The organism is Rhodovulum sp. PH10, from assembly GCF_000293785.1.
Lineage (GTDB): Bacteria > Pseudomonadota > Alphaproteobacteria > Rhizobiales > Xanthobacteraceae > Rhodoplanes.
This window is the reverse complement of sequence record NZ_AKZI01000084.1, coordinates 1-9032: the sequence shown is the minus strand read 5'-3', so window position 1 is coordinate 9032 and position 9032 is coordinate 1. Positions and strand designations below refer to the sequence as shown.

10 protein-coding genes are annotated in these 9032 nt (G+C 69.0%); all 10 read left to right on the top strand.

Annotated features, from left to right (window positions below):
* Positions 1-136: 136 nt before the first annotated feature.
* Positions 137-643: a pantetheine-phosphate adenylyltransferase gene (gene coaD / locus A33M_RS14290; RefSeq protein WP_008388343.1), complete on the top strand. Its 507-nt coding sequence runs from the start codon at positions 137-139 to the stop codon at positions 641-643.
* A 76-nt stretch (positions 644-719) separates the two neighbouring features.
* On the top strand, positions 720-1283 hold the full coding sequence (locus A33M_RS14285; protein WP_008388341.1) for a peptidylprolyl isomerase: 564 nt from the start codon (positions 720-722) through the stop codon (positions 1281-1283).
* A gap of 54 nt (positions 1284-1337) precedes the next feature.
* Positions 1338-1805, top strand: coding sequence for a peptidylprolyl isomerase (locus A33M_RS14280; protein ID WP_008388339.1), 468 nt, complete (start codon positions 1338-1340; stop codon positions 1803-1805).
* Positions 1806-1975: 170 nt separating this feature from the next.
* A complete protein-coding gene (gene queA, locus A33M_RS14275) occupies positions 1976-3067 on the top strand; it encodes a tRNA preQ1(34) S-adenosylmethionine ribosyltransferase-isomerase QueA (RefSeq protein WP_008388337.1) in 1092 nt (363 codons plus the stop codon).
* Positions 3064-4188 (top strand): tRNA guanosine(34) transglycosylase Tgt, encoded by a 1125-nt coding sequence (gene tgt, locus A33M_RS14270; RefSeq protein WP_040620695.1) that lies wholly within the window; start codon positions 3064-3066, stop codon positions 4186-4188. Before queA ends, tgt begins: the two co-directional genes overlap by 4 nt.
* Positions 4189-4691: 503 nt before the next feature.
* Entirely contained in the window at positions 4692-5030 is a 339-nt protein-coding gene (locus A33M_RS14265) for an STAS domain-containing protein (protein WP_040620694.1), read from the top strand.
* The gene (locus A33M_RS14260; protein ID WP_008388333.1) at positions 5027-5395 is read left to right on the top strand and encodes a response regulator; all 369 of its coding nucleotides are present in this window, start codon (positions 5027-5029) and stop codon (positions 5393-5395) included. Before A33M_RS14265 ends, A33M_RS14260 begins: the two co-directional genes overlap by 4 nt.
* Entirely contained in the window at positions 5392-7533 is a 2142-nt protein-coding gene (locus A33M_RS14255) for a chemotaxis protein CheA (RefSeq protein ID WP_008388331.1), read from the top strand. The genes A33M_RS14260 and A33M_RS14255 overlap by 4 nt, the downstream gene beginning before the upstream one ends.
* A gap of 14 nt (positions 7534-7547) precedes the next feature.
* The gene (locus tag A33M_RS14250; RefSeq protein WP_008388329.1) at positions 7548-8078 is read left to right on the top strand and encodes a chemotaxis protein CheW; all 531 of its coding nucleotides are present in this window, start codon (positions 7548-7550) and stop codon (positions 8076-8078) included.
* Positions 8078-9032 (top strand): HAMP domain-containing protein (locus A33M_RS14245; RefSeq protein WP_040620692.1); only part of this gene is annotated, 955 nt, incomplete at its 3' end. The genes A33M_RS14250 and A33M_RS14245, both read left to right, overlap by 1 nt.

Below are 9032 nucleotides of genomic sequence, written 5' to 3'. Positions count from 1 at the left end.
TCGCTTTGCTCCTGGCCTCCGGCAGTTCGCGCCGCAACGCAGCCCGCGTCCGAGTTTCCAAACGGTCTCTGAGGCTCCGATGCCCCGAAAAAGCCGCCGGCTTGCCGGCCGCGTCCCCGCAGGCTAGACCCGCACGATGCGCACCGCCCTTTATGCCGGCTCGTTCGACCCGGTCACCAACGGTCACCTCGACGTCGTCCGCCAGGCCGCCCGGCTGACGGACCGCCTCGTGCTGGCGATCGGCATCCATCCCGGCAAGGCGCCGCTGTTCTCCGCCGCCGAGCGCGCCGAGATGCTGGCCGACACCTGCGGCCCGCTCGCCGCCGCGGAAAGCTGCGAGATCTCCGTCACCACCTTCGACGGGCTGGCGGTCGCGACCGCGCGCGCCGAGCACGCCACCGTGCTGATTCGCGGGCTGCGCGACGGCTCCGACCTCGACTACGAGATGCAGCTCGCCGGGATGAACCAGGCCTTGGCGCCGGAGGTCTCCACCGTGTTCCTGCCGGCCTCGCCGCTGGTGCGCCCGATCACCGCCACACTGGTTCGCCAGATTGCCGCGATGGGCGGCGACGTGTCGTCCTTCGTGCCGCCGGTGGTGGCGGCCCGCCTGCGGGCGAAATTCGCCCAGGCCCGCGCCGGATAGGCGCGCACCGGCCGCCCGACCGCGCCGCAGGTGCGGCGCGACCCGCGTTCTCATCCACAACCGTCAGGGACAAGCCATGATTCGAGTGATCACCGCGTTCGCCGTGCTGATGCTCGCCACCGCCGTGCAGGCGCAAACGGTGTCGCTGCCCAAGGGCGTCGATCCCCAGCACGCCGTGGTGCTCGACACCAACAAAGGCCGCATCGTCATCGCGCTGCGCACCGACCTCGCGCCCAAGCACGCCGCGCGCATCGAGCGGCTCGCCCGCGAAGGCTTTTACGACAACGTGCCGTTCCACCGGGTGATCGACGGCTTCATGGCGCAGACCGGCGACGGCGAGTTCGGCAACGGCACCGGCGGCTCGAAATATCCCGACCTGCCGGCCGAGTTCTCCAACGTGCCGTTCAAGCGCGGCATGGTCGGCATGGCCCGCACCAGCGATCCGAACTCCGCCAACAGCCAGTTCTTCATCATGTTCGCGCCGGCCCCGAGCCTCGACGGCCAGTACACCGTGGTCGGCGAGGTGGTGAGCGGCATGAACGTGGTGGACAAGATCAAGAAGGGCTCGCCGGCGCGCAACGGTGCGGTGAGCGACCCCGACAAGATTGTGCGGATGCAGGTCGCCGCCGACATGAAGTGACGGCGGTCGCGACCGCCACCAACGACGACAGCCAATCAGGGACAGTGAGACGACATGACCGAACCGACCGAGAACACGCTCGTGCTGGAGACCACCAAGGGCCCGGTGACGATCGAGATGCGCCCGGACCTCGCGCCGACCCACGTCGCCCGCATCAAGCAGCTGGTGCGTGAGAAGTTCTACGACGGCATCGTGTTCCACCGGGTGATCGAGGACTTCATGGCGCAGACCGGCTGCCCGCACGGCACCGGCACCGGCGGCTCGGGCCAGAAGCTGAAGGCCGAGTTCTCCAAGGAGAAGCACACCCGCGGCACCGTCTCGATGGCGCGCGCGCAAAGCCCGGATTCCGGCGACAGCCAGTTCTTCATCTGCTTCACCGACGCGCCCTGGCTCGACGGCCAGTACACCGTGTGGGGCATGGTGGTCGACGGCATGGAGAACGTCGACAAGATCAAGCGCGGCGAGCCGGTCACCGACCCGGACAAGATCGTCACCGCCCGCATGGTGCTCGACGCCGCGTGATCGCGAAAAAACCTCTCCCCGCTCGCGGGGAGAGGTCTTCTTCCCCGACGCTCCTGGCGGCTTCGAGGGGGCGTGCCTCGTCCGGCGGATCTGCCCCGCGCCCCGCTCCGCGCTCCGCGCCCTGCGGTTGCGGAAAGGCGGGCGCCGCTCTTGCAAAATCATTTCCGTCCATGCGAACAGATCTGTTCGACTTCGAGCTGCCGCCAGAGCGCATCGCGCTGAGGCCGGCGAGCCCGCGCGATTCCGCCCGCCTGCTGGTGGTGCGGCCGAGCGAAGCGGCGGGTGCGCCGGCGCTCGACGATCGCGTGGTGCGGGACCTGCCGTCGCTCTTGCGTCTCGGTGATCAGATCGTCGTCAACGACACCAAGGTGATTCCGGCGCAGCTGTTCGGCCGCCGGCTCGGCCGCGGCGCCGAGGCGCGCATCGAGGCGACGCTGATCGAGCGGCGCGACGGCTCGCGCTGGCGCGCGCTGGTGAAGGGCGCGAAAAAACTCTCGGTCGGCGACCGCGTGCGGTTCGGCGCCGAGGGCCGCGTGTGCCTGCTCGGCCAGCTCGACGCGACGGTGGAGGAGAAGGGCGAGGCCGGCGAGGTGACGCTCGCCTTCGGCTTTCACGGGCCGGCGCTCGACGAGGCGATCGAAGCCTCGGGCACGATGCCGCTGCCGCCCTACATCGCCGCGCGCCGCGCCGCCGACGAGCGCGACCGCGCCGACTATCAGACGCTCTTTGCCCGCGAAGAGGGTGCCGTCGCCGCGCCGACGGCCGGCCTGCATTTCACCGACGATCTTCTCGCCCGCCTGCGTGACGCCGGCATCGGCCTGCACACGGTGACGTTGCATGTCGGCGCCGGCACCTTCCTGCCGGTGAAGGTCGACGACACCGACCAGCACCACATGCATTCGGAGCACGGCGTGGTGAGCGAAGCGACCGCCGCCGCGCTGAACGCGGCGCGGAAAAACGGCGGCCGCATCCTCGCGGTCGGCTCGACCTCGCTGCGCCTCCTCGAAAGCGCCGCCGACCCCGACGGCACCATCCGCCCGTTCTCCGACGACACCGCGATCTTCATCACCCCCGGCTACCGTTTTCGCGCGGCCGATCTGATGCTCACGAACTTCCACCTGCCGCGCTCGACGCTGTTCATGCTGGTCTCCGCCTTTTGCGGGCTCGATGCCATGCAGCGCGCCTATGCGCACGCGATCGAAAGCGGCTATCGTTTCTATTCGTACGGCGACGCCACGCTGCTGTTCCGGACCGACCGATGAAATTCCGCCTGATCGCGACCGACGGAGAGGCTCGCCTCGGCGAGCTGGAGACGCCGCACGGCACCGTGCGCACGCCCGCCTTCATGCCGGTCGGCACGCAGGCGGCGATGAAGGGCGTGCACTGGCACGAGGTGCGGGAGGCGGGCGCCGACATTGTGCTCTCCAACACCTATCATCTGATGCTGCGGCCGGGCGCCGAACGCATCGCAAAGCTCGGGGGCCTGCACGCCTTCATGGGCTGGCCGGGCCCGATCCTCACCGATTCCGGCGGCTTCCAGGTGATGTCGCTGTCCGAGCTGCGCAAGGTCGACGAAGCGGGGGTGACGTTTCGCTCGCACATCGACGGCGCGATGGTGGCGCTCTCGCCCGAGCGGGCGGTGGAGATTCAGCGTCTGCTCGGCTCCGACATCGCGATGCAGCTCGACGAGTGCGTGGCGCTGCCGGCGCCGCGGACCGAGCTCGAGCGGGCGATGACGCTGTCGCTGCGCTGGGCGGAGCGCTGCAAGCGCGCCTTCGAGCAAGATCTTTCGAGCGGCCGCGCGCTGTTCGCGATCGTGCAGGGCGGCGACGACCCGGCACTGCGTCGTGAGAGTGCTCGCGCGCTGGTCGAGATGGATTTTCAGGGCTATGCGATCGGCGGCCTCGCGGTCGGCGAGCCGCAGGAGACCATGCTGTCGATGATCGAGCAGACGGCGCCGCTGCTGCCCGCCGACCGGCCCCGTTATCTGATGGGCGTCGGCACGCCGGACGATCTCCTGAAGGTCGCGGTGCGCGGCATCGACATGTGCGACTGCGTGCTGCCGACCCGCAACGGCCGCCATGGCCTCGCCTACACCCGCCGCGGCCCGGTCAATCTCAAAAACGCCCGTCACGCCGAGGATCCGCGCCCGCTCGACGCCGACAGCCCGTGCCGAATTGCCCGCGCGGTGTCGCGTGCCTATCTGCATCATCTGATCCGGGCGAACGAGATGCTCGGCGCGATGTATCTGTCGCTCGTCAACATCGCCTATTTTCAGGAGCTGATGGCGGGCGTGCGGGCGGCGATCGCCGAGCAGCGCTTCGCCGATTTCTTCGCGGCGACGCAGGCCGGCTGGGCGGCGGGCGACCTGCCGCCGGCGTGACGGCGGCACGACGGTCTTTTCGACCGTTCCCGGCCCGCGGGGTCGCCGGCGATTCACGGTCCTCGCCGGCCGCGCCGGCGTCGCGTCGCGTCACGGCAGATCGTGGTAAAAGTCACCCGGCGACAAAACTGCTAAAATTCGAACCGGCGCGTCGCATGCGTATTGCTGCGACTATGCGCTGAACAATCCGTATCGAGATACCCGAAAAATCGAGCCGAGCACGTCCGGTTTCCCGCGTAAGCCGATCGTCTCGCTCTGCCGGCATCGTTCGCAAGTCTCTGTTGGAAAACGTCTTTCACGATGTCACGGGGCGTTTTTTCATAACTATCGTTTACGGGGTTACCTTTTCTCCACCATCTCTGCCGTTCTTTCCCGTTTAACCGTTGGTAATGTTCATCGGGGCAACGTTCGGACATCGACTATGAAACCTCCGGGCGTGTGAAAGATGCGGGCTCGGCCCGCGGGCCTTCTCCCGCGCCGCGGCGGGAAGCGGGGAAAGCCACGTGGACAGCACGAGCAACGACACCGCGCGAGTTGAGCTCGACGGAGCGCAGATCGTGCGCACCATTCAGACCTCTCACGGCAAGCTGATCGCCGCGCTCGCGCAGCACGACGCGATCGAGGTGTCGCTCGCCGGAACGAGCGAGTTCGACCTGAGCCTGATGCAGCTTCTGATCGCCGCGCGGCGCAGCGCCGCCAAGGCCGGCAAGACGCTGTGTCTCACATCGCCCGCCGACGGTGCGCTGAAGGACGCGCTGGCGCGCGCGGGCTTTCTCGCCGGCGACGCGGAGGATCGTGCGAGCGACACGGCCTTGTGGACGAACGGAACGGGTGCGCGATGACCAAGACCATTCTCAGCGTCGACGACTCCGCGAGCGTTCGGCAGATGGTGCAGCTGACGCTGCAGGGCGCAGGCTACAAGGTGCTGCAGGCGAACGACGGCGCCGACGGGCTCGCCAAGGCGCAGGCCAATGCCGTCGACATGATCGTCACCGATCTCAACATGCCGGTGATGAACGGCCTCACGCTGATCCGTGAGCTGCGCAAGCTGCCGAGCTATCGCGGCGTGCCGATCATCTTTCTCACGACCGAATCCGATGCGGGCATGAAGAAGGAGGCGAAGGACGCCGGTGCCACCGGCTGGATCACCAAGCCGTTCCAGCAGGACCAGCTCGTCGCCGTGGTGAAGAAGGTGCTCGGCGCATGACCTCACCCGATCCGATCGAAACCTTCCGCCAGGAAGCGCAGGAGCTGCTCGAGCAGCTCGAGCACACGCTGCTCGACCTCGGCCACCGCCCGACCGATGCCGATCTGATCGACGCCGCGTTCCGCGCGCTGCACACGATCAAAGGTTCCGGCGCGATGTTCGGCTTCGAGCGCGTCGCCGGCTTCACGCATCACGTCGAGACGGCGTTCGACCTGATCCGCAAGGGCCGCGTGCGCGCGACCGCCGAGCTGATCGCGCTGACGCTCGCGGCCAAGGATCAGATGCGCCGTCTGATCGAGACGCCGGCCGAGGCCGACGAGGCGGCCGGCGACGCCATTCTCGGCCGCCTGCAGGCGGCGATCGATGCCGCGACGGTCGGCGTGCCGGCGGCCGCCGCAGTGGCGGCAGGGCCTGCCGCGCCGGCGCCCGCTTCGGCGACCGCCGCAGCGCGTGCGGTGCGCACCTGGCGGGTGCGCTTCCGCCTGCCGAAGAACGCGATGGCGACCGGCTCGAACCCGCTTCTGCTGATCGACGAGCTGCGCGAGCTCGGCGAGGCGACGGTGATCGCCGACACCACAAAGATTCCGCCGCTCGAGGATCTCGATCCGACCGACTGTCTGGTCGGCTGGGAGGCGACGGTGACGACCGCGCATCCGCGCGACGCGATCGAGCAGGTGTTTCTGTTCCTGCTCGACGACATGGAGCTGATCATCGAGGCGGTCGACGCGCAGGGCGCCGAGGAGGGCGCGGCGGCGCCGACGCCGGCGTCGCCGTCGTCGTCGTCGTCGTCGAATTCGGCCGGGCAGGGCAGCCCCGCCACTGCAGCGATCGCGCCGGTGAACTGGGCGGAGGTCGGCACCAAGGCGGCGCCGAAGTCCTCCGCGCCGGGGCCGTCGCCGTCGCCGGCGGCTGCCGCGGCAGAGCCCGCGGCGCAGGCGCAGAAGGGCGCAGCGACCGCCAAGGCGAGCGGCAGCGTGCGGGTGCCGGCCGAGCGGCTCGACGAGCTGATGGATCAGGTCGGCGAGCTGGTGATCGCCCATTCGCGGCTCAAGCAGATCACCGCGCAGACGCACGACCCGCAGGTGAAGTCGGTGGTGGAGGAGATCGAGCGGCTCGCGCGCGAGCTGCAGGACACGACGATGGGCGTGCGGATGATGCCGATCGGCTCGCTGTTCGGCCGGTTCCGCAGGCTGGTCTACGATCTCTCCCGCGATCTCGGCAAGGACATAGAGCTGATCACGTCGGGCGAGGAGACCGAGCTCGACAAGACGGTGATCGAGCGGCTCGCCGATCCGCTGGTCCATCTGATCAGGAACGCCGCCGACCACGGGATCGAGCCGCGCGAGCGCCGGATCGACGCCGGCAAGCCGGCCGCCGGCCGGGTGATGCTGACCGCACGGCACGCCGGCGCCGCGGTGCTGATCTCGGTCGCCGACGACGGCCGCGGGCTCGATCGCGAGCGCATCCAGGCGCGGGCCGAGGAGAACGGGCTGGTCGCGCCGGGCGCCAAGGTGACCGACGAGGAGCTGTTCAAGCTGATCTTCGCCGCCGGCTTCTCGACCGCGCGCGAGGTGACCAACCTGTCGGGCCGCGGCGTCGGCATGGACGTCGTCAAGCGCACCATCGAGGAGCTGCGCGGCTCCATCGAGGTGCGCTCGACCGCCGGCCGCGGCTCGGAGGTGACGCTGCGCCTGCCGCTGACGCTCGCCATCATCGACGGGCTTCTGGTGCGGGTCGGCAACGGCCGTTACGTCATCCCGCTCGGCGCGGTGGAGGAATGCGTCGAGCTGACGCCGGAGGACGACCTCCGCTCGACCGGCCGGTGCTTCCTCAACATCCGCGGCGACCTCGTGCCGTTCATCCGCCTGCGCGAGCAGTTCGCCACCCGCACGCCGCCCGATCCTTATCAGAAGGTCATCATCGTCTCCGCCGAGGGCATGCATGTCGGCCTGGTGGTCGATCAGGTGATCGGCGACCATCAGACGGTGATCAAGTCGCTGTCGCGGCTGCACGCCGAGGTGGAGATGTTCTCGGGCGCCACCATTCTCGGCGACGGCAGCGTCGCGCTCATTCTCGACGTGCCGCAACTCGTCGCTCACGGCCAGGCGCAGGAAGAGCGTCTGAAGGCCGCGGGCTGAGGCAGGAGGCAAAGATGGCAGAGCCGGGCCACGACGCGCTCGAGGTGATCACGATGGACCTGCAGGGGCAGACGTTCGCCCTCGAGGCGGTCCATGTGCGGGAAATCCTCGACCTCGTGCCGATCACCGAGGTGCCGGGCGCGCAGCCGTTCGTCGCCGGCCTCATCAACGTGCGCGGCAAGGTGGTGCCGCTCGCCGACCTGCGGCTGAAGTTCGGCATGGAGCAGACCGCCGACACCATCGACACCCGCATCGTGGTGATCGAGATCGACGTCGATCGGGTGCCGACGGTGGTCGGCATCCGCGCCGACAAGGTGCACGAGGTGACGACGCTCGACGCCACCGCGCTGTCGGAGGTGCCGCGGGTCGGCACCCGCTGGCGGCAGGACTACATCCGGTTCATCGGCAAGCACGGCGACGACTTCATCGTCGTTCCCGACATCGCCCGCATTCTCGTGTCCGGCGCCGCGGAGCCGGCGAACGAGGCACCCAAGCACGACCGAAGCTCCGCGACACTCGCGCTCGCGCGTCCAGGAGAACACTGATGCGGTTCACCATCAAGCTCAAGCTCGGCCTCGCCTTCGCCTTCGTCATCGCGCTCTCGGCGGCGACCGCGTGGCTCGGCATCTCCAATCTCGGCGCGGCCGACAAGGCGATGCGGGAGCTGGTCGACGGTCCCGCGCAGCGGCTCGAGAACACCATGCAGCGCAACATCGACGTGGTCGAGCTGATCAGGGCCGAGAAGAACTATCTTCTGGCGAGCAATCCCGCCGACGCCGCCAGGTACGAGCAGCGGATGGTGGAGCGGCAGCGTGATCTGATGAAGAAATACGACGTCGACGAGGCGGCGTCGAGCGGGGCCGGCAAGTCCTACTGGGCCAACATCCGCAGCGCGACGCAGCAGCTCGGCGCGGTCGAGGAGCGGATCCGGGCCGCCGTGCAGCAAGGAAATCCCGACGGCGCGCGCGAGCTGTCCAACACCGAGGCGCGGCGGCTCGCCGACGAGATCGAGCAGAACTTCGACAAGCTGACCGGGATCCTGGACAGCTATCTGAAGGAGGCGAAGCAGGAGGCGAGCGATGCCACGGCCAAGGCGACCTTCTGGATGCTGATCGCGCTGGGCGCGGCGCTGGTGGTCGGCGTTGGCACCGCGACGTGGATCGCGATGAGCATCAGCCGCTCGCTCGGACGGGCCGGCGCGCTCGCGCAGGCGGTCGCCGGCGGAGATCTCACCCAGACGATCGACAAGACCTCGAAGGACGAGATCGGCGAGCTGGTCGAGCACGTCAACACGATGGTGCTGCGGCTGCGGCAGGTGGTGTCCGAGGCGCTCGGCGCCTCCGACAACGTGTCGGCCGGCAGCCAGCAGCTGTCGTCGAGCGCCGAGCAGCTCTCCGAGGGCGCGACCGAGCAGGCGGCCTCCGCCGAGGAGGCCTCCTCGTCGATGGAGGAGATGGCGGCCAACATCAAGCAGAACGCCGACAACGCCTCGCAGACCG

Bases quoted from the DNA above. Each gene is read 5' to 3' on its own strand.
- coaD (WP_008388343.1), top strand. From the start codon at position 137: ATGCGCACCGCCCTTTATGCCGGCTCGTTCGACCCGGTCACCAACGGT.
- A33M_RS14285 (WP_008388341.1), top strand. From the start codon at position 720: ATGATTCGAGTGATCACCGCGTTCGCCGTGCTGATGCTCGCCACCGCC.
- A33M_RS14280 (WP_008388339.1), top strand. From the start codon at position 1,338: ATGACCGAACCGACCGAGAACACGCTCGTGCTGGAGACCACCAAGGGC.
- queA (WP_008388337.1), top strand. From the start codon at position 1,976: ATGCGAACAGATCTGTTCGACTTCGAGCTGCCGCCAGAGCGCATCGCG.
- tgt (WP_040620695.1), top strand. From the start codon at position 3,064: ATGAAATTCCGCCTGATCGCGACCGACGGAGAGGCTCGCCTCGGCGAG.
- A33M_RS14260 (WP_008388333.1), top strand. From the start codon at position 5,027: ATGACCAAGACCATTCTCAGCGTCGACGACTCCGCGAGCGTTCGGCAG.
- A33M_RS14255 (WP_008388331.1), top strand. From the start codon at position 5,392: ATGACCTCACCCGATCCGATCGAAACCTTCCGCCAGGAAGCGCAGGAG.
- A33M_RS14250 (WP_008388329.1), top strand. From the start codon at position 7,548: ATGGCAGAGCCGGGCCACGACGCGCTCGAGGTGATCACGATGGACCTG.